Genomic DNA, 26,920 nt, shown 5'->3' with positions numbered 1-26,920 from the left:
TCGGGATCAGGCGTTTACCAACTGCTTCGCTGCCTGGCGGTGATCGGCGATCAGTTGCGCCACGTCCAGTCCCTCGATCTGCCCGTCGATGACGCGCCAGGTGCCGCCGATCATCATCCGGTCGGCGCGGTCGGCGCCGCACAACAGCAGCGCGGACAGTGGATCGTGGCTGCCGGAGAAGCGCAGCTCGTCGAGCTTGAACAGCGCCAGGTCGGCCTGCTTGCCCACCGCCAGCTCGCCGATATCGCTGCGCCCCAACAGGCGCGCCGAACCACGCGTGGCCCAGCCGAGCACGCGTTGCGGGGTGATCTGCTCGGCGCCGTAGCGCAGGCGCTGGATGTACAGCGCCTGGCGCGCTTCGAGGATCATGTTCGAGGCATCGTTGGACGCCGAACCGTCGACACCCAGGCCCAGCGGCGCACCGGCGGCTTCCAGCTCGACACTGGGGCAGATACCCGAGGCCAGGCGCATGTTGGAGCTGGGGCAGTGGCAGATGCCAGTGCCGGCTGCGCCAAGGCGGGTGATTTCGTCAGGGTTGAAGTGGATGCCGTGGGCCAGCCAGGTGCGCGGGCCGAGCCAGCCGACGCTGTCCAGATAATCCACGGTGCGCAGGCCGAAGCGCTGCAGGCAGAAGTCTTCCTCGTCGAGGGTTTCGGCCAGGTGGGTGTGCAGACGCACGTCCAGCTCGTCGGCCAGTTTGGCGCTCTGGCGCATGATGTCCTGGGTCACCGAGAACGGCGAGCAGGGCGCCAGGGCGATCTGGATCTGCGCGCCGTCGCCGCGCTGGTGGTACTGGCCGATCAGGCGCTGGCTGTCCGCCAGGATCACCTCGCCTTGCTGTACCGTCTGCTGCGGCGGCAGGCCACCGTCGGCTTCGCCCAGGCTCATGGAACCGCGCGTGAGCATGGCGCGCATACCCAGCTCACGCACCGCCTCGACCTGTACGTCGATGGCATTCTCCAGGCCGCCGGGGAACAGATAGTGATGGTCGGCTGCAGTGCTACAGCCGGACAGCAGCAGCTCGGCCAACGCCACCTTGCTGGCCAGCGCCAGTTTCTCCGGCGTGAGGCGCGCCCAGACCGGGTAGAGCGTCTTCAGCCAGGGGAACAGCGGCTGGTTGACCACCGGTGCCCAGGCGCGGGTGAGGGTCTGGTAGAAGTGGTGGTGGGTGTTGATCAGGCCCGGCAGCACGACGTGCTCGCGCGCATCGAATACATGCTGGCAGGGCGCGGCAGGCTGCTGGCTCTTGCTGAGCACTTCGGCGATGCGGCCATCCTCGATCACCAGGCCGCCGGTAGCGTCCAGGTCGTTGGCGGTGAAGATGGCGAGGGGGTTCTTGATCCAGATACGGGTAGCTGCCATGAGCAGGCTCCTCTGAGGTTGATGTCAGGTAAGCCAGCTCAGTGTTGACCCTGTCTGCTGATCCAGGTGCGTCGGAATCGACGTGCGGGGGAAGATAGCTGACTTTCTGGTCAGCAGGCAATCCGTGTCAGGCGCGCAACGGGCAGGTGGTGGCCAGGCGCTGCTGCAGTTCGCTACGCAATTGCTGCAGTTCGTCGATGCGGCGCTCGATCAGCGCCAGCTTGTCCTGCAGCAGTTGGGTCACGGTCTGATCCGGGTCGCTGGCCTGCCACAGGCCGCCAACATGCTGGCTGATCTCGCCGAGGCTGAAGCCCAGGCGCTGCGCGGTCTTGATATAGGTGACCAGCTGCGCCATCTCGGCGGGGTAGTCGCGGTAACCGTTGGCGCTGCGCCGTGCGGCGATCAATCCGCGTTGCTCGTAGAAACGCAGGGTGTCGCGGCTTACTTCGCAGGCTTCGGCCAGTTCTCCGATTCGCATCTGTTCGCTCGGTGGGGTGTTGACCTTGGAGCATACTCCAGGCCTTAGCCTGGGTGCTCCTTCAATGACTGGAGCAACCCCCATGTGGACCCCCGAACACTATCGCCGCCTGGTACGGGCCAGTGGCTGGTACGACCTGCTGGTGGCCGTCCCTTTTGCCACGCCCTGGAGTTTCATGGCGCTGCACGGCCTGCTGCAAAGCCTGCACCACGGCCTCGGCCTGCCGGGCGCGCTACCGGCCTTCGAACCGATGCACATGTTGCTGGGCAACCTGATGGGCTCGATCATCTGCGTCTGGTCGGTGCTACGTATCCGCGATCCGCAAGCGGTGTTCGGCCGCTATGACGCGGCCGGTCGCCTGCTGTTCTCCACCTGGCAGATCTACGCCCTGATGCACGGCGCAACGCCACTGATCGCGATCTTCCTGGTCTTCGAACTGACCTGGGGCGTGGCGCAGTTGTGGCTGGTGAGATCGCCGCAGCAAGCTTTTCGCGGCTGAAGCCGCTCCTACGGGAGGTGCTGTAGGAGCGGCTTCAGCCGCGATCAACTGCTATACAGAACGGATCACGATCAGGAGGCAAAGGAATGTTTCGTTCAGACAAACCACATGCAGGCGCACTACGCCGTGGACGTTATTCCGAAACTGGTCGAGTCTACTTGCTGACAGCCGTACTGCATGGCCGTGAAGCGCTTCTCCAGGATTTCGCTCTCGGGCGGCTATTGGTCGCCGAGCTGCGCGAGGCTCATGAGATCGGCCTGGCGCACTCCCTGGCGTGGGTCGTGATGCCTGATCATCTGCATTGGATGGTGCAGTTGGAGAGCACGACGCTGAATGAGCTGATGCGCCGTGTAAAAGGCCGTAGCTCACGGCATATCAACCAGCGTTTGTCGCGAACAGGCCCGTTATGGCAGCACGGCTTCCATGACCGGGCTTTGCGCCAGGAAGAGGACTTACAGACTGTCGCACGATACGTGATTGCCAATCCTGTGCGGGCAGGCCTGGTGAAGCGGGTGGCGGAGTACCCGTTGTGGGATGCGATTTGGCTCTAGAGCGGATCGCGGCTGAAGCCGCTCCTACAAAAGGGTTGGCGTTCGCGTAGGAGCGGCTTCAGCCGCGATTGATTCGATTAATGCCCCGGCCGCCACGGCTGGCCCAGCGATACCGGCGCATACAGCCGGGTCTTGATCGCGTCGCGCGAGAGCAGCACCAGCACCACGATGGTGGCGACGTAGGGCAGCATGGCCAGCAGGTTCGACGGAATCGACAGGCCGATGCCCTGTGCCACCAGATGGAGGATGCTGGCCAGGCCGAACAGGTAGGCGCCGAGCAGCACGCGCAGCACGCGCCAGCTGGCGAATACCACCAGCGCCAGGGCGATCCAGCCGCGCCCGGCGGTCATGTTCTCTGCCCACATCGGCGTGTAGGCCAGCGACAGGTAACCACCGGCCAGGCCGGCCATGGCGCCGCCGAACAGTACCGCCAGAGTCCGCACGCGCAGCACCGGCAGGCCCATGGCGCTGGCGGCGTCCGGGTTCTCGCCGACGGCCTGGATGATCAGGCCGATGCGGCTTTTCAGCAGCCCCCAGGCCACCAGGGCGAACAGGGCGAAGGACAGGTAGATCAGCAGGTCCTGGGCGAACAGCATGCGCCCGATCAGCGGGATGTCAGACAGCAGCGGGATGACGATGGGCTCGAAGCCGGACAGCGGCTTGCCGACCCAGGCAGCGCCGACGAAGGTGGACAGGCCGACGCCGAAGATGGTCAGGGCCAGGCCGGTGGCCACCTGGTTGGCGTTGAAGCCCAGCGCCACGGCGGCGAACAGCAGCGACAACAGCATGCCGGCGGCGATGGCCAGCAATACGCCGAGCCACAGGCTTCCGGTGCTGAAGGCGACGATGAAGCCGATCACCGCGCCGAACAGCATCATGCCTTCCTGGCCGAGGTTGAGCACACCGCTCTTCTCGCACACCAGCTCGCCCAGGGCCACCAGCAGCAGCGGCGTGCCGGTGCGCACCATGGCGTAGAAGATATTGGTCAACAGATCGAGATCCATAGGGATTCCTTTGTATTCATGCTCTTTGTGGGAGGCGCTTCAGCGGCGAGCTTTTGTCGCGGCTAAAGTGGAATGCCGCCCAGCCACTCCCACCGTCAGGTTGTCGCTTCGGTGAGCTTCTCGCGCTTCACCCATTGCCACTTCAGCCGTGGCCGGTAGAGGATCAGCACGTCGCAGGCCAGCAGGTAGAACAGCATCATTCCCTGGAACAGCTGGGTGATCGCCTGCGGCAGGTTGAGGTTCATCTGCGCGTTCTCGCCGCCCAGGTACAGCAGCGCCATGAGCAGGCTGGCGGCGACGATGCCGAGCGGATTGAGACGGCCGAGAAAGGCCACGGTGATGGCCGCGTAGCCGTAGCCAGGCGAGACCTGCGGCACCAGTTGACCAATCGGCCCGGCCACTTCGCCGACACCGGCCATGCCGGCCAGGGCGCCGCTGACCAGCAGGGCGAACCACACCAGGCGCTTCTCGCGAAAGCCGACGAAACCGGCGGCGCGCTTGTCCAGGCCCAGTACCTTGATCTGAAAACCAAGAAAGCTCTTGTGCAGCAGCACCCACACCGCCACCAGGGCCAGCAGTGCCAGGTACAGGCCGCCATGCAGGCGCCCGTCCTCGCTGACCAGCGGCAGACGGCTGGCATCGCCGAACATGGCCGACTCGGGGAAGTTGAAACCAGCCGGATCCTTCAGCGGGCCATGCACGAAGAACAGCAGCAGGTTCAGCGCGATGTAGTTGAGCATGATGCTGGTGAGAATTTCGTTGGCGTTGAACTGCGTACGCAGCCAGGCGGTGAGCCCGGCCCAGGCAGCGCCGGCGCAGGTGCCGGCCAGCACCACCGCCGCCAGCGCCCAGCGGCTGTCCCAGTCGATCAGTTGCAGGGCCATGGCACTGCCGGCCAGCGCGCCGATCAGCAGCTGGCCTTCAGCGCCGATGTTCCAGATGCGCGCCTGGTAGGCCACCGCCAAGCCGAGCGCGCAGAGCAGAATCGGCAGCGCCTTGACCAGCAGTTCGGACACGCCGTACCAGTCGCTGACCGGGGCGATCAGCAGGGTGTGCAGGGTTTCCAGCGGGTCATGGCCGAGCAGGGTGAAAAGCAGCATGCCGCTGAGCAGGGTCAGTACGGCGGCCAGCAGCGGCGACAGCCAGAGCATGGGGCGCGATTGCTGGCCGCGCGGTTCCAGGGATAACAGCATGACGGGCTCCGTCAGCAGGCCGCAGCAGCGGCGGGTTGATCGAATTCACCGGCCATCCAGCGGCCGACTTCCACGGTATTGACCTGCGCGGTGTCGACCAGCGGCGACAACCGCCCGCTGCACAGCGCGCCAATGCGGTCGCTGATCTGGAACAGCTCGTCGAGGTCTTCGGAGATCACCAGGATCGCCGCGCCGGCATCGCGCAGGGCGATCAGCGCGCGGTGGATGGCGGCAGCGGCGCCGACGTCCACGCCCCAGGTCGGGTGCGCCGCCACCAGCAGTTTGGGCTGTTGCAGGATTTCCCGGCCGAGGATGAATTTCTGCAGGTTGCCGCCGGACAGGCTGCGCGCCGCCGTATCGGCATTCGGCGTCTTCACCGCGAAGCGGCGGATGATCTCCTCGGCCAGCGCACGTACCTTGCCACGCTGCACCAGGCCGCCCTTGACCAGGCCCTGGCCGAAGGCGGTGAGCAGGGCGTTGTCCACCAGGCTCATCTCCGGCACTGCGCCATGGCCGAGGCGCTCGGCGGGGACGAAGGCCAGGCCCAGCTGGCGCCGCGCATCGGGATGCAGATTGGCCACCGGCGCGGCATCCAGGCTCACTCGCTCACGCTCGCCACGCGGCAGGCGAGTTTCGCCGCTGAGCAGCGCGAGCAGCTCGTCCTGGCCATTGCCGGCCACCCCGGCGATGCCGACGACCTCGCCGCTGCGCACTTCCAGGCGAATGTGCTCGAGCGAGCAGCCAAAGGGGTCGGGGTTGTGCCAGCTGAGGTCATCGACGCGCAGCCGTGGCAGGCCGCCGCTGACTTTCGGGTAGCTGCTTTCCAGCCCCTCGGCGTTGCCGACCATCAGTCGCGCCAGCTGCAGATCGCTGCACTCGGCCGGTACGCAATGGCCGGATACGCGGCCGCTACGCAGCACCGTGGCGCTCTGGCACAGGGCACGCACCTCGCCGAGCTTGTGGCTGATAAAGAGGATGCTGCAGCCCTCTGCGGCCAGGCGGCGCAGGGTGACGAACAGCTCGTCGGCCTCCTGCGGGGTGAGCACCGAGGTCGGCTCATCGAGGATCAAGAGTTTGATGTCCTGCATCAGGCAGCGCACGATTTCCACCCGCTGGCGCTCGCCGATGGACAGGCTGTGCACCAGGCGAGTCGGCTCCAGCGCCATGCCGTAGCGCTGCGACACCTCGCGGATCTTCGCCTCCAGTTGCTTCGGCGTGCCGGCGTCGGCGCCCATGGCCAGGGCGATGTTCTCGGCGACGGTCAGGGTCTCGAACAGCGAGAAATGCTGGAACACCATGCCGATGCCCAGGCGCCGTGCCATGGCCGGGTCGCGCATCTTCAAGGCCTGGCCCTGCCAGCGAATCTCGCCGCTGCTGGGCTGAGTGACGCCGTAGATGATCTTCATCAGGGTGCTCTTGCCGGCACCGTTCTCGCCGAGCAGGGCGCGGATCTCGCCGGGGGCGATGGCCAGGTCGATACGATCGTTGGCCAGGCAGCCGGGGTATTGCTTGCTGATGGCGCTCAGCTGCAGGCGTGGGGCATCGGGTGAGGCAGACATGGAAGGCGCTCATGGCAATGACTGAGCGGGGCTAAAGCAAAAACCTGGCCAGGAGGTCAGAAAAGCTGGCGGCGGGCGTTTGCGTCTGCCGCCAGTCCTGGTTCATGCGCAGGATTGGTGCGACCCAACCCGTAGGGTGCGCCGTGCGCACCGCATTCGAGCGCACCGAGGTTGGCGACGATGCAACCCGGGAAAAGAGGCGCCATGTCTGAAGTGCCCGCTCGTTGGATACCCGGACGCGCTGGGGTTCTCAGACGAAGAATGCGCCCAGCAGGAACAGCCATAGCAAGGCGCCGGGGGCCATGCACAGCAGGTTGAGACCGCTGATAGAGGCGTTGCTCTGCCCATCGTCATCGCCGCTCGCCTGGTTGGCCTGTTGCTGGATCAGCGCCAGGGGCACGGCTGGCGCCATGATGATGGCGAACAGCATCAGCCATTCAAGACCGCCGCCTGGGCCATCGATCCGCGACAGGCGGTTGGTGACGATGGTTAGCAGCACGTAGGCCCAGGCGGTGCCCGAGTAACGCCAAGCCGCCCGACCCAGGCTCTGCTTGTGTTCGCTGATCAGCCTGCATAACGAATGGGTAAAAAATACCTGAAAGATCGAGCGCGCCGCTGGCCAGATCTTTTTCGGCAGCATTGCGCTGCGCTGGTTGTCCCACTGTTTGTAGAACCAATAGAAGGAGTACAGGCTGAAGGTGGTGAAGTACAGCAGGTAGAACTTCTTCAGTGAGGTGACGAAGAACGCGCTGCGGGCCTGAGATTGTGCGTCGAGCAGCTCGGCTTTGGGGGGCTGATACAGGTTGTCCATTGACCTAGTCCCGGATAGCGGTTGTGGGAGGCTCGCATCCTGCGAGTGTTCAGAGTGCGGCAGAGTATACGAATGTCAGGATGTTTTCGCTGTGCGTTGTGGCGCGAAATGGCGTGCTCACTCAGGCGAATCGCTCCCACGGCGAGCGTGAGAGCAATCGTGTTCGGCCCCCAGGTGGCAGGCCGATATCCAGTGCGGATACTTACCAGGGCAGCGGGTTGCCCTCGAAGTCCAGATAGCGCAGACCGGGTTGGCCGACGGCGGAGCTGACTTGTTCGACCATGCCCTTGCAGCTGCTGTCGATATCCAGCGGGGCGTCGGCGCCACCCATGTCGGTGCGTACCCAGCCCGGGTGCATCAGCAGCACGCCGAGGTGCGGATTGTCCTGAGTGCGCACGAAGCCCTGCACGAGGTGGTTGAGCGCGGCCTTGCTGGCGCCATATAGCGGCATGCCCAGGCCGGCACCCGCCTCGATGCTGCCGAGGATCGAGCTCATGAACACGATCAGCCCATGCTCGGCGGCCAGGTTCGGCAGCAGGCGCTCGGCCACGCGTAGCGGGGCGACGGCGTTGGTCAGGAACAGCTGACCCATTTCCTCGGCGCTGGCCTGTGCGGTGCTGTGGTGCGCGGGGCCGGCGACCCCGGCGTTGACGAAGATGACGTCGAACTGCTGGTCGCTCAGGCGCTTGGCCAACTGCTCGAGACTGTTCGGATCGGTCATTTCCAGTTGCTCCACGCGTACCCCGGGCAGCGCCTGCAGCGGTGCCTGCTGCGTGGCGCTACGCACGGTGGCGGTGACGCTCCAGCCCTGGGCGGCGAATTCACCGGCCAGACCAAGGCCGAGGCCACGTGAGGCTCCAATGATCAGAATGGATCGGGGCGCAGTCATTTCAAGCTCCATGGCGGCTAAGAAAGGCGGTCCAGCATAGCGCACTTATTCCGTCAGCCAGGCGCCCTGGCTGCGGCCGTGACCGGTTTGCCGGTCGTACTGTCGCTCCTGCTCTACATGGCGTTGCAGGATGGCGTTGGCGCGCTGGTTGGCCTGCTGTTGCAGCTCCGCGCAACTGGGGTACTCGGGCGCCTGCAGCAGGGCGGCGTCGATCTCGGCGGCGGCAGCCTGGCCGATGCGGTAATGGCCCAGCTCATGTTCGCGCAGTGCACCGAGGTACTGCTCGAAACGCTGGCGCTGCTGGGCGTCGCCGCCGCCGAGGCGGGGCAGGGTGATGGTGGCGTTCAACCGGGTACGGGTGAGGTCGATCTGGCAGCGGCCGTCACGTTGCTCGCGCCACCAGAAATTCCACTGCACCCGCCAGCGCGTGTAGGCGTGGTAGATCTGGCCGTTCTGGCGAATCGGCGAGGCCTGGTTGAGGGCGCGGCTGAGGGATTGGCCAGAGGCCACCTGCAGGTCGTAATACTGCTCCTGCAGGCGCTCCTGCACTTCGGCCGGGGCCGGTAGGGCCAGGCACAGCAACAGAGGCAGAAGGGTAATGATCGTCCGCTTCATGGTGCTCTCAGAGTCTCGCGGCCCCGGCTGATGTCGCCAAGAAGGCGCTCCAGCGCAGCGCGCTCGGCCGGCACGACGGCCAGTTGCAGGCGCGCGCCAGTGGCGTCGTAGTCCTCGCTTTCGATCAGGCTGTCGAACTCGTTCAGGCGCGCCTTGAACAGCGGCAGTTCGGCGAACTGCAAATGACAGGTGAAGGATTGGCGCAGTACCAGTTCGCGCCGCTCGCCGGCCTGCAGGCATTTGGCCGCGCTGCCACCATAGGCCCGAGCCAGGCCGCCGGTACCGAGCTGGATGCCGCCGTACCAGCGGATCACCAGCACCGCCACCTGATCGCAGTCCTGCCCCTCGATGGCGGCGAGGATCGGCCGCCCCGCCGTGCCGCCCGGTTCTCCGTCGTCGTTGAAGCGGTACTGGTTGCCGACCTTCCACGCCCAGCAGTTGTGCGAGGCGGCCAGGTCGCTGTGGCTGTCGATGAAGGTTTGCGCCTCGGCCGCGCTGGCAATCGGCGCGGCGAGGGCGATGAAGCGGCTCTTGCGAATCTCCTCGCGGTATTGGCAGGGACCGAGCAGGGTGAACGCCATCAGGCTTTGGCGGCAGGTGTCAGGCCGCAGCCCTTGAGGATGACCTGCACAAGCTGGTCGGATGCTTGCTCGAAGTCCTGCTTGGTCAGGCGCGAGCTCTGCTTCACGCGGCAGATCTGCGAGGCGAAGTCGGCATAGTGCTGGGTGCTGCTCCACAGCAGGAAGATCAGGTGAAGCGGGTCGACCGGGTCCATCTTGCCAGCGGCGATCCAGCCTTCGAACACGGCGGCACGGCCACGGAACCAGTCCAGGTAGTTCTGGTTGAAGTATTGCGACAGGCACTCGCCGCCGCTGATCACTTCCATGGCGAAGATGCGCGAAGCCTTCGGCTGGCGCCGGGAGAATTCCATCTTGGCGCGGATGTAACGCTCCAGCGCTTCGGCCGGGTCGTCATCGATGCTCAGATTGTTGAAGGTGCTGTCCCACAGTTCGAGGATGTTGCTCAGCACCGCCAGGTACAGCCCCAGCTTGTTGTTGAAGTAGTAGTGCAGATTGGCCTTGGGCAGGCCGACGTTCTGCGCGATGGTATTCATGCTGGTGCCCTTGAAGCCGTGCCGGGCGAACTCTTCCTCGGCAGCCTTGATGATGGCTTCTTCGTTCTTCTGGCGAATGCGCCCGGCGGGCTTGCCGCTGGCGCTGTGGGCGGGGACTTCGAAGGTCATGGGGTGATTCCGAACTGATCAGGGAGCCGAGCGATTGCACAGATACCCCAGCCTTGGCTGGGTGACAAGCATTACGGTGTGAAAAAGCCCGTTTGCGCCGGGCGCGTCACCCTGCACAGGCGATCTGCCCGCTTTTTCTCTCCGAGAAGGGGCACTTGCCAGTGCGCACCTCAGGCTTCGGCCAGGGCGTCGAGAAAGCTCTCCAGCACCAGATGTGCGCGGCGACCCTTGCGCGTGACCGCTGCCAGGTTGATGTCGTAGTAGCGCGTGGACGCCTTGAGCGCGCGCAGGCGCCCCTGCTGCACCCAGGCCTGGGCATAGTGGTCGGGCAGGTAGCCGATATAGCGCCCGGTGAGGATGAGAAAGGCCATGCCCTCGCGGTCCGAGGCGCTGGCGGTGCAGTTCAGCGCCTGGTAGTGGCTCTGCACCTCGGGCGGCACGCGAAAGGTCGGGGCGATGGCCTCCTGGGCGTTGAGTCTTTCGTCCTCGAGCTGCTGGTCATCGACGTAGAACAGCGGGTGGCCGACGGCGCAGTAGAGCAGTGAGCGCTCGTCGTACAGCGCCTGATATTCCAGGCCGGAGAGGGCACCGACCTGCGGCACCACGCCGATGTGCAGGCGGCCGTCGAGCACGCCCTGTTCCACTTCCGAGGGCGGCGTCATGCGGATGTGGATGCGCACGTCCGGCCCTTGCACCTTGAGGCGCGCCAGGGCATTGGTGATGCGCATGTGCGCGATGGTCACCAGGTTGTCGGTCAGGCCGATGTTCAGCTCGCCGCGCAGGTGCTGATGCAGGCCGTTGACCTCGGTGCGAAAGCTCTCCAGCGCCGCCAGCAGCTGCAGGGTGCTCTGGTACACCTCGCGGCCTTCCTCGGTCAGGGCGAAGCCGGCACGGCCACGCTGGCACAGGCGCAGACCGAGGCGCTGTTCGAGGTCGCTCATCTGCTGGCTGATGGCCGAGCGGCCGATGCCCAGCGCGCTTTCCGCCGCGGAAAAACCGCCGCATTCCACCACGCTGCGAAATAGCTTGAGCAGGCGGATTTCAAAGTCGCTGACCTGGGCCAGCGGATCGGGACGGCGGCTGCTCATCTGTTTAGTAGGCCTTGAACTGAAGATAAGAAGAGTGTTGTTTTACTGACTCTATGCCCGTGGCACCTTTGCTGGCAACAGACAGGATTTTGTAGGAGCGGCTTTAGCCGCGATTCGCACGCTGCCTATATGGTTCGTCGGATTACAAATCTTCCAAACGCCGCCAGCTCGAGGCCTTCCCAATGAACATGCCGCAGACCGCAACCCCGTCCCTGGCCAGCCAGCTCAAGCTGGATGCGCACTGGATGCCGTTCTCCGCCAACCGCAACTTCCAGCGCGACCCGCGCCTGATCGTGGCGGCCGAGGGCAACTGGCTGACCGACGACCAGGGTCGCAAGATCTACGACAGCCTGTCCGGTCTGTGGACCTGTGGCGCCGGTCACTCGCGCAAGGAAATTCAGGAGGCCGTGGCCAAGCAGCTGGGTACCCTCGACTATTCGCCGGGCTTCCAGTACGGCCATCCGCTGTCGTTCAAGCTGGCCGAGCAGGTCGCCGACCTGATGCCGGGTGAGCTCAACCACGTGTTCTTCACCGGTTCCGGCTCCGAGTGCGCCGACACCGCGGTGAAAATGGCCAAAGCCTACTGGCGCCTCAAGGGCCAGGCCTCCAAGACCCGCTTCATCGGCCGTGCTCGTGGCTACCACGGCGTCAACATCGCCGGTACCGCGCTGGGCGGCATCGGCGGCAATCGCAAGATGTACGGCCAACTGATGGACGCCGACCACCTGCCGCACACCCTGCAACCGGGCATGGCTTTTACCAAGGGCATGGCCGAGACCGGCGGCGTGGAGCTTGCCAACGAGCTGCTCAAGCTGATCGAACTGCACGACGCCTCCAACATCGCCGCGGTGATCGTCGAGCCGATGTCCGGTTCGGCCGGTGCTATCGTGCCGCCGGTGGGCTACCTGCAGCGCCTGCGCGAGATCTGCACGCAGCACAACATCCTGCTGATCTTCGACGAAGTGATCACCGGCTTCGGCCGCATGGGCAAGTGGAGCGGTGCGGAATTCTTCGGCGTGACCCCGGACCTGATGAACGTCGCCAAGCAGATCACCAACGGCGCCATCCCGCTGGGCGCGGTGATCGCCAGCAGCGAGATCTACAACACCTTCATGCAGCAGCCGTCGCCGGAGCACATGATCGAGTTCACCCACGGCTACACTTACTCGGCGCACCCGGTGGCCTGTGCCGCCGGTCTGGCCACCCTGGAGCTGCTCAAGCGCGAGAACCTGATCCAGCAGTCCGCCGAGCTGGCGCCGAAGTTCGAGGCTGCGCTGCATGGCCTGAAGGGCACCAGGCACATCGTCGACATCCGCAACTGCGGTCTGGCTGGCGCCCTGCAGATCGCCCCGCGTGATGGCGACGCGGTGATCCGTCCGTTCGAGGCCGGTATGGCCCTGTGGAAGGCGGGTTTCTACGTACGCTTCGGTGGCGACACCCTGCAGTTCGGCCCAACCTTCAACGCCAAGATGGAAGACCTCGACCGCGTGTTCAATGCCGTCGGCGACGTGCTGAACAGCTTGGACTAAGCGAACAGCGATCACTCGTAGGGTGGATGACGCTTTACCCATCCACCAATTAGCTAATCCCCAAGGTGGATGAAAACAGCATCATCCACCCTACGACTCTGGAGAGCCCCATGAGCCATATCCCGCACCTGATCAACGGCGAGCGCGTTGCCGGCAACGATCGCAGCGCCCCGGTTTACAACCCGTCCACCGGCGACTCCACCAGCGCCGTTGGCCTTGCCGACCGCGCCACCATGCAGCTGGCCATCGACGCCGCCAAGGCCGCTTTCCCGGCCTGGCGCAACACCCCGCCGGCCAAGCGCGCGCAGATCATGTTCCGCTTCAAGCAACTGCTGGAGCAGAACGAGAACGAGATCGCCGCGCTGATCAGCGCCGAGCACGGCAAGACTCTCGAAGACGCCGTCGGTGAACTCAAGCGCGGCATCGAGAACGTCGAGTTCGCCTGCGCCGCCCCGGAAATCCTCAAGGGCGAGTACAGCCGCAACGTCGGCCCGAACATCGACGCCTGGACCGACCTGCAGCCCATCGGCGTGGTCGCCGGCATCACCCCGTTCAACTTCCCGGCCATGGTGCCGCTGTGGATGTACCCGCTGGCCATCGTCTGCGGCAACTGCTTCATCCTCAAGCCGTCCGAGCGCGACCCCAGCTCCACCCTGTTCATCGCCGAGCTGCTGAATCAGGCCGGTCTGCCCAAGGGCGTGCTGAACGTGGTCAACGGTGACAAGGACGCAGTCGATGCGCTGATCGAAGCGCCCGAGGTCAAGGCCCTGAGCTTCGTCGGCTCGACGCCGATCGCCGAATACATCTACAGCGAAGGCACCAAGCGCGGCAAGCGCGTGCAGGCCCTGGGCGGCGCCAAGAACCACGCCGTGCTGATGCCCGACGCCGACCTGGACAACGCTGTCAGCGCGCTGATGGGCGCGGCCTACGGCTCCTGCGGCGAGCGCTGCATGGCCATCTCCGTGGCCGTGTGCGTGGGTGACCAGATCGCCGACGCGCTGGTGGACAAGATCGTCCCGCAGATCCAGGCGCTGAAGATCGGTGCCGGCACCTCCTGCGGCCTGGACATGGGCCCGCTGGTCACCGCCGCTGCGCGCGACAAGGTCAAGGGCTACATCGACGCCGGTGTCGCCCAGGGCGCCAAGCTGGTGGTCGATGGTCGTGGCCTGGTGGTGCCGGGTAATGAAAACGGCTACTTCGTCGGCGGCACCCTGTTCGACCAGGTGACCCCGGACATGACCATCTACACCGACGAAATCTTCGGCCCGGTGCTGTGCATCGTCCGCGTCGGCAGCCTGGAAGAAGCCATGCAACTGATCAACGATCACGAGTACGGCAACGGCACCTGCATCTTCACCCGTGACGGTGAGGCGGCGCGCCTGTTCTGCGACGAGATCGAAGTGGGCATGGTCGGCGTCAACGTGCCGCTGCCGGTGCCGGTCAGCTACCACAGCTTCGGCGGCTGGAAGCGCTCGCTGTTCGGCGACTTGCATGCCTACGGCCCGGATGGTGTGCGCTTCTACACCCGCAAGAAGGCCATCACCCAACGCTGGCCGGCGCGCAAGAGCCACGAAGCGGCGCAGTTCGCCTTCCCCAGCAATGGCTGAGTGAGCTGATGCGTTGAACGAAAAGGCCGATCACGAGATCGGCCTTTTCGTCATCCGGTGGCGCATTGTTCGCTGCAAGCAGCGCCCCGGTGGATGGAAATGCGCCCTGCACGAGGCGCCGGTCACTGCGCCTGATCGATGGCCTCCTGCAGGCGCTGAGTGTTCGCCGCATTGGCCTGGTCGATCTGCTGCTTGAGCTGCTCCATCTGCTGCTGAGCCTGTTTGGCCTGCTCAGCCTGGAGCGTCGCCGTGGCGGCCGTCTCACCGGCGCCGCAGCCGCCCAGGGCGAGTAACAGGGAAAGGGTGCAGCAACGGTGCAGGTGCATCATGGAATCCTCGGGCAAGCTCGGACGATGAGCGATAGATTGGCGCATTCGCGCCGGTTCGTGTGTGCTGGCTGCCGCAAACCGAAAGCGCTGATTCGAGCACGCCATGCCGCTCGTTGCATATCGTCCATCCACGGCCTCTGGTAAAACAGCCGGCAGGTAGAAAAAGGGAGATGCACGATGACCGAGCCATTCATGCTGGATCTACACAGATACCTCGGGCGACTGGGGCACTCGTCCGCGCCGCCACCGACTCTCGACACCTTGCGCGAGCTGCAGGCGCGGCACACCGCCGAATTCCCCTTCGAAACCCTGGCCAGCATGCTGCGCGTGCCGGTCGAGGTCGAACCCGTCGCGATCCAGGACAAGCTCCTGCGCCAGGGTCGTGGTGGTTACTGCTTCGAACTCAACCGCCTGTACCTGCTGCTGTTGCAGGCGCTGGGCTTCGACGCGCGCGGGCTGACCGGTCGCGTGGTCATGGGCGGGCCGGAAGATGCCCTGCCGGCCCGCACCCATATGCTGGTGCTGGTGACCATCGATGGCGTGCGCTACATCACCGACGTCGGTTTCGGCGGCATGGTGCCGACCGGCCCGTTGCTGCTCGACAGCGAGGCCGAACAGGCCACGCCGCATGAGCCCTATCGCCTGACGCTGGTGGACGGCACCTACACCCTGCGCGCACTGGTGGCGGGTAGCTGGCGGGCGATGTACGTGTTCGATCTGCAGCAAGTGGCGGATATCGATTACGTGGTGGGCAACTGGTACGTGTGCACCCACCCGGATTCGCCCTTCCTCGGCCAGATGATTGCTGCGCGCACCAGCCCAGGCTTGCGCAAGACCCTGAATAACGGCAGCTTCGCCATTCACCGCCTGGGGCAGGCGAGTGAGCGGGTGCAGTTGCACAGTGTCGATGAGGTGCTGAGGGTGTTGCGCGAGGAGTTTGGCATTCAGGTGCCGGAGCATCCTGAGCGGCGGGAGATCATCGAGCGGCTGATCGCGGGGGCGTGAAGGCAAGGGCGGCTGATAGCGCCATGCTCTTGTGGGAGGGGCTTCAGCCACGACCCGAAGCCACCCAAATCTGTAGGAGCGGCTTCAGCCGCGAAAATCTCGGAAGCCTCGAAGGCCCGCTGAGATTACTGATGGACCGCGATCAGCAAGTAGCCCGGATTTACGTAGGGTGGACAACGCGAAGCTTGTCCACCGTATCATTCAGGGACAGGACGCGTTCGCCCAGTCGGTTGGTCTGGTGTTGCAGACACACCTGCCCCCCGCTCTGGCTGCATGTACTCTTGGCTTTCGCCCGGCCCTGGCAATCAGGCCAGCGCCGTGCGCTGTCGGCCCTCTACCCGGCGTTTCAACGCCGCCCCTTCGACGATCTCCAGCCCACCACCTTGGGCGCGGGCGGAGCAGCCCCAGTCTTCCAGCAGTTCCATGCAGGCATGGTCGATGTAGCTGACCCGCGCCAGGCTCAGGTGCAGGCGTGTGCCCGGCTCGACACTGGCCAGCAGCTTGGCCAGTTGCGGCACACGGAGGAAGGTGGCGGCGCCGCTCATGCGCAGCTCGGCGCTGTTCGGGCCGGTGGGTACCAGTTTCACGCGCAGGCGCGAGGCGCTCCAGGCCAGTTTCAGCAGCGTCAAGCCGAAGCCCACCAGCACGCCGGTCAGCAGGTCGGTGAAGACGATGCACAGCGCCGTGGCGGCGTAGATGAACACCGGGGCACGGCCGTACTGGCCGAGGTTGCGCATGGCCTTGGGGTCGACCAGTTTGCAGCCGGTGTACACCAGCACCGCGCCGAGGCTGGCCACCGGGATGCTCTGCAGTACGACGGGCAGCAGAGCGACCAGGGCCAGTAGCCAGGCGCCGTGGAGGATGGTCGAGGTGCGGCCGCGAGCGCCGGCCTGGACGTTGGCCGAGCTGCGTACGATTACGCCGGTCATCGGCAGGGCGCCGACCGCGCCGCAGAGCATGTTGCCGATGCCCTGGGCGGACAGCTCGCGGTTGAAGCGCGCACGTGGGCCATCGTGCATGCGGTCGACGGCGGCGGCAGACAACAGCGTCTCGGCGCTGGCGATAAAGGCCAAGGCGAGGGCGGCGATCAGTAGTTGCGGATCGGCCAGGCTGGCCAGCCCTTGCGGGGTGATCCAGTCGATGGCATCGCCGAGGTTGGCCGGCAGTTCGACGCGCTTGACCTGCAGCGTGAGCCACAGGCTGGCCAGGGTGGCGAGCGTCACGCCGACCAGTGCGCCAGGCAGAAAGCGCAGCGGTGCCGGACGAAAACGCTCCCACAGCCAGATGCTGGCGATGGTGCCGAGGCCCACTGCACCGGCGATCATCGCGTTGCTGCCGAGCAGGCTCAGCGCATCACGTACGGCGCCGGGGAAGGCCAGCAGGTTGTCCAGGCCGGAGGCCTTGGGCGCGGCATCGATCATCACATGCACCTGCGACAACACGATCAGGATGCCGATGCCGGCGAGCATGCCGTAGACCACTGCAGGCGCGGTGACGCGAAACCAGCTCCCCAGGCGCAAGGCGCCGGCGACCAGCTGGATCAGTCCGGCCAGCAGCAGTACCGGGCCTAGCGCGGCCATGCCGTGCGTACGCACCAGTTCGAACACCAGTACGGCGAGGCCGGCAGCCGGGCCGCTCACCTGTAGTGGCGCACCGGCGATGAAGCCGACTACCAGGCCGCCGATGATGCCGGTGATCAGTCCCTTGGCCGGCGGCATGCCGGAGGCGATGGCGATGCCCATGCACAGCGGCAGGGCGACGAGAAAGACCACCACGGACGCCAGCGCGTCCCGGGGCAATGTGCGAAATGCATTCATGGGGAATCTCCTTGCCCATCTCGCGGGCAAAAGCAGCCCGTGCCCGCGCGCTCTGTTCGCGCCGGCTCGGGGGAAACGGATAGATCAGGCGCTGGCGTAGCGGGGTTGCGGTGTGGCGCAGGGCTGCTCGTCGCCGTCGAGCGCGAGGAAGTGACCCGAGGCGGCGTCGTAGGCGCGGATGCCGCCGCTGTCGATGTCGTAGACCCAGCCATGGATCTGCAACTGGCCGCTGGCCAGACGGGCGGCGACGGAAGGGTGGGTGCGCAGGTGGTCGAGTTGGGCCACCACGTTCTCTTCGGTCAGCACGCCGAGGGTTTCATGGACGCTGCCGCAGTTGCAGTTGTCCGCCACCACGCTGCGCGCCACTTCGGCATGGCGCAGCCAGGCGCGCACGGTGGGCATGCCGTCGAGGCTGGCCGGGTCGAGCACGGCCTTCATCGCACCGCAGTCGGAATGGCCGCAGACGATGATGTGCTGTACGCCGAGCGCCAGTACCGCGTACTCGATGGCGGTGGATACGCCACCGTTCATCTGTCCGTAGGGCGGGACCACGTTACCCACGTTGCGGGTGACGAACAGAGTGCCGGGGTCACTCTGGGTGATCAGCTCCGGCACGATCCGCGAGTCGGCGCAGGTGATGAACATCGCGCTGGGCGACTGCGCCGAGGCCAGACGCTTGAACAGCGCCTGCTGCTGTGGGTAGACCTCCTGGCGGAAACGCCGAAAACCCTGCAGCAGTTGTTGCAGGGCGGCCTGAGCGCTGTCCTTGGCTACGGGGCGCAGGGTGTTGCCGGTTCGGGAAGCGGTTGAGTTCATCGTTGCATCTCCTGTGATTTTCATCGGTGACGTTCTCGACTGCCAGCCAAACGCCTGTGACCAGTCGGTCACTTCCGGGGCAACGATAAGGATTCTTACTTAATCAAAACTGAATGAGAGGCTCTAAAACGCCACTATGCGGGCCCTTTCAGGGGTCGCCCTTGTGGCTGCCGGGCGGGCAATGGGGGATACGAATGAGCAGTGCGGTTGCGCGAGCTGCATGGGTGCCAGTGTCAGGAGCTGACGCCTGGCGGGCCACCTGCAGATGCAGATCAGCCCGCTTGGCGAGGCCTGATCGTGGGGGCTCAGTGCTCGCCCTTCATCGCGCCACTGAGGCCGAACATCAGCACCAGCAGGTTGGCGTCCGGGGTTGCGGAGGGCTGCACCTGCTTGCGCAAAGGCGCGGTTGAGCAGGGTTGCACAGCGGTGCAGGCCTGCGCTTCCAGCACGCGCGGGCCGGGCTCCTGCCAGGCTGCGGCAGCGATTGCCGTTACGCTGAGTGCGAGGCCAAGGAACAAACCTCGTGCTATTTCTAATTTCATTTTGCTAACCCCTTGAAAGCGCTGCCAAACGCTGTTCGCTAAACCTAGATCACCCATTGCCTTGTCGTCGTCTCATGCGACGAACGGTCTTGGCGCGTAGCTGACACCAGCCGGGGCTGTGCTGGGACACGGGCCTTGTTGGGTGGTTCAACAATGGTGCGGGTAACGTATCGACGTAACCTTAAGTGCCTGTTAAGGCCCCCTGTAACAGCCGGCCCTGGCAGTTGCAGTCGCCTGCAGCTTTTCTTGCTACCCAGCGCAAAGGTGCAAGGTAGAGCCACTTCCTGGTGGGGATGATGCGGATGGAACGAGGTGTTGCGGATAAAGCACTGCCGGCCCTGGGCCGGCAGCCGTTTACTCAGGCAATAGCCGTGCCGAGGCCTTTGACGCCGCCGGCGAAAATCTGGCGATGGCCCTGCAGCAGTCGCTGCCAGTCGTCGTCGGACCAGGGGCTGTGGCGTCGTAGTTGAGACAGGTCGTGCTGAGCCGCCCGGGCGCAAGTCAGGCGGCGCCGGCTTTTCTCCAGATCCAGCAGGGCAACCTGCGGCGTTTCGTCGGCCAGGTTGACGAAGATATGCTTGGCATACAGGCAACCGTGCTGCCAGCGCCCCAGGTGCATGCGCGCCAGCGTCGCGCCAACAAGCTGCAGCAACCGGGCGTGTACGGCTTCGCCACAGGCTTCGCGGCCGCCTTTGGCGTACCAGCTTTCGATATCGGTGAAGCCTTCGAGCTCGGCGGTCACCAGCAGGCCGCGCCAGCCTTGCTGTGGGTCGTGTTCGACGCCGCAGTAGATCAGTTGGGGAACGGGCACGCCGAGTGCATCCAGGGCCAGCAATGCACTGCGTTCGCGCAGTACGGTCGGGCGTCCTTGCGGGTGCAGCAGGCTGCGGTAGATGTGGCCGATCTGTTTCTTGGCGTAGAGCACGCCGGTTTCATCCAGCAGGCGCTGCACGCCACTCTCGCCGCCACGGCGAACGTTGGGCTCTTCGACCCAATCACCGTGCTGTTGCCACCAGTGTTGGAATGCCTGCTGAGGGATTTCACTCGTACTGCAAAGGGCCATGTTCTTGTTCTTCTTTTTGGAGGTTGGCGCAGCGCCCGTCTCGTGAACGGCTACTACGTCGTTCAGGGTGGTAACGAAACATATGCAAACAACGTTCCCGAGTCCACCGGCAATGGCATCGAATTTTTCGGTCTGTAGCGCTTTTCATCGGGCATAAAAAATTCCGGGAGAAATGTCTAACGTCGCGTAGCGACGGCCCGCAAGGTGGCCGCCATGGATGGCAGGCCATAAAAAAACCCCGCGACGGGCGCGGGGTTCTTGGTACTGCGTAGGGTGCCGGTCGGCTTACATCATGCCGCCCATGCCACCCATACCGCCCATGCCACCCATGTCAGGCATGGCCGGAGCCTTGTCGTCAGCCGCTTCGGCAACCATGGCCTCGGTGGTGATCATCAGGCCACCGATGGAGGCAGCAGCCTGCAGGGCCGAACGGGTGACCTTGGCCGGGTCGAGAATACCCATCTCGATCATGTCGCCGTAGGTGTCGGTAGCGGCGTTGAAGCCGAAGTTGCCCGAACCCTGCTTGACCTTGTCGACCACTACGCTCGGCTCGCCGCCAGCGTTGGCAACGATCTGACGCAGCGGTGCTTCGACAGCGCGACGCAGCAGAGCGATACCGACGTTCTGGTCTTCGTTGTCGCCTTTCAGCTCGTCGATGGCCAGCAGAGCGCGCACCAGGGCCACGCCACCGCCAGGTACCACGCCTTCTTCCACAGCAGCGCGGGTAGCGTGCAGGGCGTCTTCAACGCGGGCTTTCTTCTCTTTCATCTCGACTTCGGTGGCAGCGCCAACCTTGATCACGGCAACACCGCCAGCCAGTTTGGCCAGACGCTCTTGCAGCTTCTCTTTGTCGTAGTCGGAAGAGGTTTCTTCGACCTGCTTGCGGAGCTGTGCAACGCGGGCTTCGATGTCGACCTGGGCACCAGCACCATCGATGATGGTGGTGTTGTCCTTGTTCAGCACGACGCGCTTGGCGTTACCCAGGTGCTCCAGGGTGGCGCTTTCCAGGGACAGGCCAACTTCTTCGGAGATCACGGTACCGCCGGTCAGGATGGCGATGTCCTGCAGCATGGCCTTGCGGCGGTCGCCGAAGCCAGGAGCCTTGACGGCTGCGACTTTGACGATGCCGCGCATGTTGTTGACGACCAGGGTAGCCAGGGCTTCGCCTTCGACGTCTTCAGCCACGATCAGCAGCGGACGACCAGCCTTGGCAACGGCTTCCAGAACCGGCAGCAGTTCGCGGATGTTGCTGATCTTCTTGTCGACCAGCAGCAGCAGCGGGCCTTCGAGCTCGGCAACCATGGTGTCCGGCTTGTTGATGAAGTACGGCGACAGGTAGCCACGGTCGAACTGCATGCCTTCTACGACGGACAGTTCGTTTTCCAGGCCCGAGCCTTCTTCGACGGTGATGACGCCTTCTTTGCCGACCTTTTCCATGGCTTCGGCGATGATGTCACCGATGGAGCTGTCGGAGTTGGCGGAGATGGTGCCGACCTGAGCGATGGCCTTGGTGTCGGTGCACGGCTTGGCCAGTTCTTTCAGCTGGGCAACGATGGCGATGGTGGCCTTGTCGATGCCGCGCTTCAGATCCATCGGGTTCATGCCGGCAGCGACGGACTTCAGGCCTTCGTTGACGATGGCTTGAGCCAGAACGGTAGCGGTGGTGGTGCCGTCACCGGCCGCGTCGTTGGCCTTGGACGCAACGTCCTTGACCAGCTGGGCGCCCATGTTTTCGAAGGCGTCTTTCAGTTCGATTTCCTTGGCAACCGACACACCGTCTTTGGTGATGGTCGGGGCGCCGAAGGATTTGGCCAGTACCACGTTACGGCCTTTCGGGCCGAGGGTGGCTTTGACGGCGTCGGCCAGTACGTTGACGCCAACGAGCATTTTCTTGCGGGCGGAATCGCCAAACTTGACTTCTTTAGCAGCCATGTTGATCAGTCCTCAAATTCTTGAAGGTTAAAACGGAGATTCGTGGGAATCAGGCTTCGACGACAGCGAGGATTTCGTTCTCGCCCATTACCAGCAGGTCTTCGCCGTCGACTTTGACGGTGTTGCTGCCGGAGTACGGGCCGAATACCACCTTGTCACCGACCTTGACGGCCAGCGGACGGACTTCGCCGTTATCCAGAACCTTACCGGTACCGACGGCAACGACCTCACCCTGGTTCGGCTTCTCGGCGGCCGAACCCGGCAGCACGATGCCGCCTGCGGTTTTGGTCTCTTCTTCGCTGCGACGGATCACGACGCGGTCATGCAGAGGACGAAGCTTCATTGTCGATCTCTCCTAACAATTGAATGGCCAACTTGCCGACTCTTGATTGGTCGGCGGGTTTGTAAAATCCGGCGAGGCCGGGCGCGGCACGCTGGGCGCACCGCGAAAGTCGGACTGCCTCAGAGGGCAGGCACCTTGCGGTGACTGCTACATGTGGGCGGGCAAGGGTATTTCAAGGGGCGGGGGTGAAATTTTTTGCGCTGCGGAGGGGGGCGCGCTCTCGGCAAGCACCGCAGCCGGACGACTTTGCGTAGGAGCCGGCTTGCCGGCGATCAGCCAGAGAGAGATCGCCGGCAAGCTGGTGCTGTAGGTATCAGTCGCGACGCTCGTAATCGCCTTCGAGCACGTTGGGCCGAGTCTGTCCGGAGCGAGCGGCGGCATCGTCGAAGAAGGCGCGTTGGCGCAGGGCCTGCTCCTCGGCGCGGCGGCGAATCTTGCCAACCACGAGGCGACGGGTGAAGGGAATCAGGCAGAGCACACCGAAGATGTCGCTGATGAAACCCGGCAGCAGCAGCAGGCCACCGCCGACGGCGATCAGCAGGCCTTCGAGCATTTCCTGCTCGGGCAGCTCGCCGCGCGAGAGCCTTTCACGGGCGCGCCAGGCTGTGGCGACGCCGGCAATGCGCAGCAGCACGCTGCCGAGGATGGCGGTGCCGATCACCAGCATCAGCGTGGGCAGCACGCCAATGGCGCTGCCGACCTTGATCAGCAAGGCCAGCTCGATGATCGGGAACAGCAGGAAGAGAAACAGAAACACGCGCATTTTCAGAAAGTCCTTGGCGGAAGCGAGCTTCCAATAGGGAGTAAGTATGGGGTGATGGCCTGAATTCAAGCTTAAGCCAAACCATCGGTCGGCCAGCTCTCGGCGCGAGCCAGCTTTACCAGGGCTTCACGCACCTGTCCCGGGGTGTCGCAGGATGTCGGAAAGGCCAGCCAGTAGAGGCTCTGGCCGATGCGCAGATGGAAGCCTTCACTGTCGACACCGACCATTTGCGCGGGTTCGTGCTGCGGCAGGCCGGCCAGCTCGACGTAATGCGCGATGGCCTTGGCGTGATCGTCGTTCATGTGCTCGACCATGCTCGCTTCGCTGCCGTCTGTCGCGAAGGGATTGGCCAGGGCGACCTGGTCGAGCCAGTGAATGGCGCCGAAGCCGCCGATGAAGCGCCAGCGCACCGGCTCCAGGCGCCAGAAATCGAAATCATGCGCCCGATGGTAGTCGCGCGACTGGGGGAAAAAACGGTAATAACGCTGTGCGGCCGCTTCGATTGCGTCTTCGTCATGCAACTGTCGTGCTTCGGCGAGCAAAGTGAGGCGGCCGACCGCCTGCACATCCTCTGCGCCGCGTTCGCCGACCAATAGCGAGCATTTGGCGTCCTGCCCGAGATTATGGGTGTGCTGCGCGATGCGGCTGATCAGGATCAGCGGCCGGCCCTCGGCGTCCAGGCAGTAGGGCACCACCGATCCGAAAGGGAAACCCGGCATGGCCTTGGAGTGGGTGCTGAGCACGCCACGGTATTCCTTGAGCAGCAATTCTCGTGCATGCTTGCCGGCTTTCACGCTCACCTATATAGCTCCTCGCAAAGAATCCGTAGGAACCTGTTCACGATCAGCTGCGCGTCGGCGCTACTGCGTTAAAAACAGGCTCGGAATGCTCATTTACAACTCGTAAAGTCGTCCGCGACTCCGAGCGTTCCTCGCCTGTTTTTGCCTTGTATCGCTCTAGCTCGCAAGGCCGTGAACAGATTCTAATAAACGGACAGACGCCCTAGCATAGCGGTTAGCGGGCATCAGCGGGGTCGGTAAATGCTGCACCTTGAGGGGATAAAGCGATGCAACTGAAAGACAAAGTCATCATCATCACTGGCGGTTGCCAGGGACTGGGTCGCGCCATGGGTGAGTACCTGGCGGCCAGGGGCGCCAAGCTGGCGCTGGTCGATCTGAACCAGGAAAAACTCGACGAAGCCGTGGCCGCCTGCAAGGCCGCCGGTGGCGATGCCCGCGCCTATCTGTGCAACGTGGCCGATGAAGAGCAGGTGACCCATATGGTCGCCCAGGTAGCCGATGACTTCGGCGCCATCAACGGTCTGGTCAACAATGCCGGCATCCTGCGCGATGGTCTGACCATTCGCGTGAAGGATGGCGAGATGACCAAGATGAGCCTGGCGCAGTGGCAGGCGGTGATCGATGTCAACCTGACCGGTGTGTTCCTCTGCACCCGTGAAGTGGCGGCGAAGATGATCGAGCTGGGTAACCAGGGCGCCATCGTCAACATTTCCTCGATCTCGCGTGCCGGCAACATGGGGCAGGCCAACTACTCCGCAGCCAAGGCGGGCGTCGCTGCCGACACCGTGGTCTGGGCCAAGGAGCTGGCGCGTTACGGCATTCGCGTGGCAGGCGTGGCGCCGGGCTTCATCGAGACCGAGATGACCGGCAGCATGAAGCCGGAAGCGCTGGAGAAGATGACCTCGGGCATTCCGCTCAAGCGCATGGGCAAGCCGGCCGAGATCGCCCACTCGGTGGCCTACATTCTGGAAAACGACTATTACACCGGTCGCATTCTGGAGCTGGATGGCGGCCTGCGTCTGTAATCCGCCAGGCCTGAACGAAAAACGCCCCGACTGATTCGGGGCGTTTTCGTTTCCGACAGCTGGTGCGCACGGCGCACCCTACGGGCGGCGTTCTGTTTGTTTTCCGTGGGGTGCCGCCGTGCGCACAGCAGCTTTCAATGCGTGCGGGCGACAGCGAAACGGCTCAGCTCGACCAGCGCATCGCGATATTCACCGGCCGGCAGCACTTCCAGGCAGGCAATGGCGCGTTCGGCGTAGTCGCGAGCGAGCCTGGCGGTGTAATCCAGAGCGCCGGCGGCATCCACGGCGGCGCGGATGCTTTCCAGGTCTTCGATGCCGCCTTTCTGAATCGCGCGGCGTACCAGGGCGGCCTGTTCCTCGGTGCCTTCACGCATGGTGTAGATCAGCGGCAGGGTCGGCTTGCCCTCGGCGAGATCATCACCGACGTTCTTGCCCAGCTCGGCTGCGTCGCCCTTGTAGTCGAGCAGGTCGTCGACCAGTTGGAAGGCGATGCCCAGGTGATCGCCGAAGGTGCGCAGGGCTTCGCGCTGCGCTTCGTTGGCGCCGGCCAGTGCGGCGGCGGCATGAGTCGAGGCTTCGAACAGCATCGCGGTCTTGCCGCGGATGACTTCCATGTAGGTCTCTTCCGTGGTGCTGGCATCGCGCACCTTGGACAGTTGCAACACTTCGCCTTCGGCGATCACGCGGGTGGCGTGGGAGAGAATCTTCATCACCGGCATGGAGCCGAGCTCGACCATCATTTCGAACGAGCGTGAATAAAGGAAGTCGCCCACCAGCACGCTGGGTGCGTTGCCCCACTGGGCGTTGGCGGTGCTGCGGCCACGGCGCATGTCGGACATGTCGACCACGTCGTCATGCAGCAGGGTGGCGGTATGCAGGAACTCGATGGTGGCGGCCAGCAGGCGCAGGTCGTCGGCCTGATAACCCAGCGCGCGACCGCTGAGCAGCACCAGCAACGGGCGCAGGCGTTTGCCGCCAGCGGAGATGATATAGTCGCCGATCTTTTCCACCAGCGGCACGCGCGAAACCACCTGTTGGCGAATGATGCCATCGACGGCGGTGAAATCGTCCGCTACCACGCGGTAGAAAGCCTGGGGTTGCATCGGCGACAGGTGCTCCTTTGAGGTTGCGCGGCATGCTAGGTGGCGGGGTGGGGGCTGTCAAGGCGAGTGCCTGTGGGCCTTGCGAAGCGCTCTGCGCTTGCGTACAATCGCGCACCCTGAACTTCCCCCTGGGCATTTCCCTGCCTTACGCAATTGCAAGGGTGTCACTTCCGGCCCCAAGCAGCCATGCCAGCCAATAACGACTTTTCTAAAGCGCTGGGTGAGCAGGATCAACGGAGATTTACCATGTACGCAGTAATTGTTACTGGTGGCAAGCAATACAAGGTCACCGAAGGCGAATTCCTCAAGATCGAGAAGCTCGAAGTCGCCACCGGCGAAGCCGTGACTTTCGATCGCGTTCTGCTGATCGGCAATGGCGACGACGTTCAGATCGGCGCTCCGGTCGTAGACGGCGCTAAAGTGGTTGCCGAAGTCGTTTCGCAAGGCCGTCACGACAAAGTGCGCATCATCAAGTTCCGCCGTCGTAAGCACCACATGAAGCGTCAGGGCCACCGTCAGTGGTTCACTGAGATCAAAATCACCGGTATCCAGGCCTGATTCGTCGGCCCCGATCCTTTATAGGAGTATTGACTCATGGCACACAAAAAAGCTGGCGGTTCTACCCGTAACGGCCGCGATTCCGAAAGTAAACGCCTTGGCGTGAAGATGTATGGTGGTCAGGTCATCAAGGCCGGCAACATCATCGTTCGTCAGCGCGGCACCGAGTTCCATGCCGGTTTCGGCGTGGGCATGGGCAAAGACCACACCCTCTTCGCTAAAGTCGAAGGCGTGGTCAAGTTCGAAGTGAAGGGCGCTTTCGGCCGTCGCTACGTGAGCGTCGTTCAGGCCTAATCGCCTACGCGCTGGAAAAGCCCTGTCCGTAGGACGGGGCTTTTTTGTTTGTGTATCTTTGGTTCGCTTGCCAGATCCGCTAGTTCTGGATGATCCGGCAAG

The 26,920-nt window shown here is 64.2% G+C and carries 29 protein-coding genes; 8 read left to right on the top strand and 21 right to left on the bottom strand.

Features of this window, described 5'->3' with window-relative positions:
• Window positions 1-6: 6 nt before the first annotated feature.
• Together ACN0X6_RS16505 and ACN0X6_RS16500 are read right to left on the bottom strand one after the other, a co-directional pair.
• Entirely contained in the window at window positions 7-1,362 is a 1,356-nt protein-coding gene (locus tag ACN0X6_RS16505; RefSeq protein WP_417705545.1) for an 8-oxoguanine deaminase, read from the bottom strand.
• Between the two features lie 127 nt (window positions 1,363-1,489).
• A complete protein-coding gene (locus ACN0X6_RS16500; protein ID WP_417705543.1) occupies window positions 1,490-1,840 on the bottom strand; it encodes a MerR family transcriptional regulator in 351 nt (116 codons plus the stop codon).
• Window positions 1,841-1,922: 82 nt separating this feature from the next.
• Between ACN0X6_RS16500 and ACN0X6_RS16495 the strand changes: the two genes are divergently transcribed.
• Both ACN0X6_RS16495 and ACN0X6_RS16490 read left to right on the top strand, forming a co-directional pair.
• Window positions 1,923-2,339: a hypothetical protein gene (locus ACN0X6_RS16495; RefSeq protein ID WP_417705542.1), complete on the top strand. Its 417-nt coding sequence runs from the start codon at window positions 1,923-1,925 to the stop codon at window positions 2,337-2,339.
• A gap of 86 nt (window positions 2,340-2,425) precedes the next feature.
• The gene (locus ACN0X6_RS16490) at window positions 2,426-2,890 is read left to right on the top strand and encodes an REP-associated tyrosine transposase (RefSeq protein ID WP_417705540.1); all 465 of its coding nucleotides are present in this window, start codon (window positions 2,426-2,428) and stop codon (window positions 2,888-2,890) included.
• Window positions 2,891-2,967: 77 nt separating this feature from the next.
• Here ACN0X6_RS16490 and ACN0X6_RS16485 read toward each other — a convergent pair whose 3' ends face one another.
• The 9 genes from ACN0X6_RS16485 to ACN0X6_RS16445 all read right to left on the bottom strand — a co-directional run bounded on the left by ACN0X6_RS16485 (window position 2,968) and on the right by ACN0X6_RS16445 (window position 11,292).
• Window positions 2,968-3,894 carry an ABC transporter permease gene (locus ACN0X6_RS16485; RefSeq protein WP_417705538.1) on the bottom strand — a complete coding sequence of 309 codons (927 nt, stop codon included), beginning with the start codon at window positions 3,892-3,894 and terminating at the stop codon, window positions 2,968-2,970.
• A 95-nt stretch (window positions 3,895-3,989) separates the two neighbouring features.
• Window positions 3,990-5,087 (bottom strand): ABC transporter permease, encoded by a 1,098-nt coding sequence (locus ACN0X6_RS16480; protein WP_417705536.1) that lies wholly within the window; start codon window positions 5,085-5,087, stop codon window positions 3,990-3,992.
• Window positions 5,088-5,098: 11 nt separating this feature from the next.
• Complete coding sequence (locus ACN0X6_RS16475; RefSeq protein WP_417705534.1) at window positions 5,099-6,646, bottom strand: ABC transporter ATP-binding protein; 1,548 nt, start codon at window positions 6,644-6,646, stop codon at window positions 5,099-5,101.
• Window positions 6,647-6,896: 250 nt separating this feature from the next.
• Entirely contained in the window at window positions 6,897-7,457 is a 561-nt protein-coding gene (locus ACN0X6_RS16470) for an MFS transporter permease (RefSeq protein WP_417705532.1), read from the bottom strand.
• A 202-nt stretch (window positions 7,458-7,659) separates the two neighbouring features.
• Window positions 7,660-8,346 carry an SDR family oxidoreductase gene (locus ACN0X6_RS16465; RefSeq protein WP_417705531.1) on the bottom strand — a complete coding sequence of 229 codons (687 nt, stop codon included), beginning with the start codon at window positions 8,344-8,346 and terminating at the stop codon, window positions 7,660-7,662.
• A gap of 45 nt (window positions 8,347-8,391) precedes the next feature.
• Window positions 8,392-8,961: a DUF922 domain-containing protein gene (locus tag ACN0X6_RS16460; protein WP_417705529.1), complete on the bottom strand. Its 570-nt coding sequence runs from the start codon at window positions 8,959-8,961 to the stop codon at window positions 8,392-8,394.
• Complete coding sequence (locus ACN0X6_RS16455; RefSeq protein ID WP_417705527.1) at window positions 8,958-9,542, bottom strand: IMPACT family protein; 585 nt, start codon at window positions 9,540-9,542, stop codon at window positions 8,958-8,960. Before ACN0X6_RS16455 ends, ACN0X6_RS16460 begins: the two co-directional genes overlap by 4 nt.
• Window positions 9,542-10,204 (bottom strand): TetR/AcrR family transcriptional regulator, encoded by a 663-nt coding sequence (locus tag ACN0X6_RS16450; RefSeq protein WP_417705525.1) that lies wholly within the window; start codon window positions 10,202-10,204, stop codon window positions 9,542-9,544. Before ACN0X6_RS16450 ends, ACN0X6_RS16455 begins: the two co-directional genes overlap by 1 nt.
• A gap of 170 nt (window positions 10,205-10,374) precedes the next feature.
• Window positions 10,375-11,292: a LysR family transcriptional regulator gene (locus ACN0X6_RS16445; RefSeq protein WP_417705524.1), complete on the bottom strand. Its 918-nt coding sequence runs from the start codon at window positions 11,290-11,292 to the stop codon at window positions 10,375-10,377.
• A gap of 182 nt (window positions 11,293-11,474) precedes the next feature.
• On the opposite strand from ACN0X6_RS16445, the gene ACN0X6_RS16440 reads away from it, so the two are divergent.
• Both ACN0X6_RS16440 and ACN0X6_RS16435 read left to right on the top strand, forming a co-directional pair.
• Window positions 11,475-12,821 (top strand): aspartate aminotransferase family protein, encoded by a 1,347-nt coding sequence (locus ACN0X6_RS16440; protein ID WP_417705522.1) that lies wholly within the window; start codon window positions 11,475-11,477, stop codon window positions 12,819-12,821.
• Between the two features lie 110 nt (window positions 12,822-12,931).
• Window positions 12,932-14,428: a CoA-acylating methylmalonate-semialdehyde dehydrogenase gene (locus tag ACN0X6_RS16435; RefSeq protein ID WP_417705520.1), complete on the top strand. Its 1,497-nt coding sequence runs from the start codon at window positions 12,932-12,934 to the stop codon at window positions 14,426-14,428.
• A gap of 122 nt (window positions 14,429-14,550) precedes the next feature.
• Here ACN0X6_RS16435 and ACN0X6_RS16430 read toward each other — a convergent pair whose 3' ends face one another.
• Complete coding sequence (locus ACN0X6_RS16430; protein ID WP_417705518.1) at window positions 14,551-14,754, bottom strand: hypothetical protein; 204 nt, start codon at window positions 14,752-14,754, stop codon at window positions 14,551-14,553.
• Window positions 14,755-14,934: 180 nt separating this feature from the next.
• Between ACN0X6_RS16430 and ACN0X6_RS16425 the strand changes: the two genes are divergently transcribed.
• A complete protein-coding gene (locus ACN0X6_RS16425; RefSeq protein ID WP_417705516.1) occupies window positions 14,935-15,762 on the top strand; it encodes an arylamine N-acetyltransferase family protein in 828 nt (275 codons plus the stop codon).
• A gap of 305 nt (window positions 15,763-16,067) precedes the next feature.
• On the opposite strand, the gene ACN0X6_RS16420 is transcribed toward ACN0X6_RS16425, so the two are convergent.
• The 8 genes from ACN0X6_RS16420 to ACN0X6_RS16385 all read right to left on the bottom strand — a co-directional run bounded on the left by ACN0X6_RS16420 (window position 16,068) and on the right by ACN0X6_RS16385 (window position 23,838).
• Window positions 16,068-17,579 carry a SulP family inorganic anion transporter gene (locus ACN0X6_RS16420; protein WP_417705514.1) on the bottom strand — a complete coding sequence of 504 codons (1,512 nt, stop codon included), beginning with the start codon at window positions 17,577-17,579 and terminating at the stop codon, window positions 16,068-16,070.
• Window positions 17,580-17,663: 84 nt separating this feature from the next.
• A complete protein-coding gene (locus ACN0X6_RS16415) occupies window positions 17,664-18,395 on the bottom strand; it encodes a carbonic anhydrase (protein WP_417705512.1) in 732 nt (243 codons plus the stop codon).
• A gap of 305 nt (window positions 18,396-18,700) precedes the next feature.
• Window positions 18,701-18,937 (bottom strand): hypothetical protein, encoded by a 237-nt coding sequence (locus tag ACN0X6_RS16410; RefSeq protein ID WP_192980634.1) that lies wholly within the window; start codon window positions 18,935-18,937, stop codon window positions 18,701-18,703.
• A gap of 358 nt (window positions 18,938-19,295) precedes the next feature.
• A complete protein-coding gene (locus tag ACN0X6_RS16405; protein ID WP_417705510.1) occupies window positions 19,296-20,000 on the bottom strand; it encodes a lipopolysaccharide kinase InaA family protein in 705 nt (234 codons plus the stop codon).
• A 285-nt stretch (window positions 20,001-20,285) separates the two neighbouring features.
• A complete protein-coding gene (groL, locus tag ACN0X6_RS16400; RefSeq protein WP_417705508.1) occupies window positions 20,286-21,932 on the bottom strand; it encodes a chaperonin GroEL in 1,647 nt (548 codons plus the stop codon).
• A gap of 49 nt (window positions 21,933-21,981) precedes the next feature.
• Window positions 21,982-22,275, bottom strand: a complete 294-nt coding sequence (locus tag ACN0X6_RS16395; RefSeq protein ID WP_017675400.1) for a co-chaperone GroES — start codon at window positions 22,273-22,275, stop codon at window positions 21,982-21,984.
• A gap of 313 nt (window positions 22,276-22,588) precedes the next feature.
• Window positions 22,589-23,038, bottom strand: coding sequence for an FxsA family protein (locus ACN0X6_RS16390; protein ID WP_417705506.1), 450 nt, complete (start codon window positions 23,036-23,038; stop codon window positions 22,589-22,591).
• Between the two features lie 71 nt (window positions 23,039-23,109).
• Complete coding sequence (locus tag ACN0X6_RS16385) at window positions 23,110-23,838, bottom strand: HugZ family protein (RefSeq protein WP_417705505.1); 729 nt, start codon at window positions 23,836-23,838, stop codon at window positions 23,110-23,112.
• Between the two features lie 266 nt (window positions 23,839-24,104).
• On the opposite strand from ACN0X6_RS16385, the gene ACN0X6_RS16380 reads away from it, so the two are divergent.
• Window positions 24,105-24,863, top strand: a complete 759-nt coding sequence (locus tag ACN0X6_RS16380) for an SDR family oxidoreductase (protein WP_417705503.1) — start codon at window positions 24,105-24,107, stop codon at window positions 24,861-24,863.
• Window positions 24,864-24,997: 134 nt separating this feature from the next.
• Here the strand turns inward: ACN0X6_RS16380 and ACN0X6_RS16375 are convergent, their stop codons facing one another.
• Window positions 24,998-25,966, bottom strand: coding sequence for a polyprenyl synthetase family protein (locus ACN0X6_RS16375; RefSeq protein WP_417705501.1), 969 nt, complete (start codon window positions 25,964-25,966; stop codon window positions 24,998-25,000).
• A 246-nt stretch (window positions 25,967-26,212) separates the two neighbouring features.
• Between ACN0X6_RS16375 and rplU the strand changes: the two genes are divergently transcribed.
• Both rplU and rpmA read left to right on the top strand, forming a co-directional pair.
• Window positions 26,213-26,524 (top strand): 50S ribosomal protein L21, encoded by a 312-nt coding sequence (gene rplU / locus ACN0X6_RS16370; protein WP_004424548.1) that lies wholly within the window; start codon window positions 26,213-26,215, stop codon window positions 26,522-26,524.
• Between the two features lie 36 nt (window positions 26,525-26,560).
• Window positions 26,561-26,818, top strand: a complete 258-nt coding sequence (gene rpmA / locus ACN0X6_RS16365; protein WP_004424545.1) for a 50S ribosomal protein L27 — start codon at window positions 26,561-26,563, stop codon at window positions 26,816-26,818.
• Window positions 26,819-26,920: the final 102 nt, after the last annotated feature.

The organism is Pseudomonas sp. (assembly GCF_048269965.1).
GTDB lineage: Bacteria > Pseudomonadota > Gammaproteobacteria > Pseudomonadales > Pseudomonadaceae > Aquipseudomonas.
This window is presented reverse-complemented; position numbering and strand designations above follow the sequence as displayed.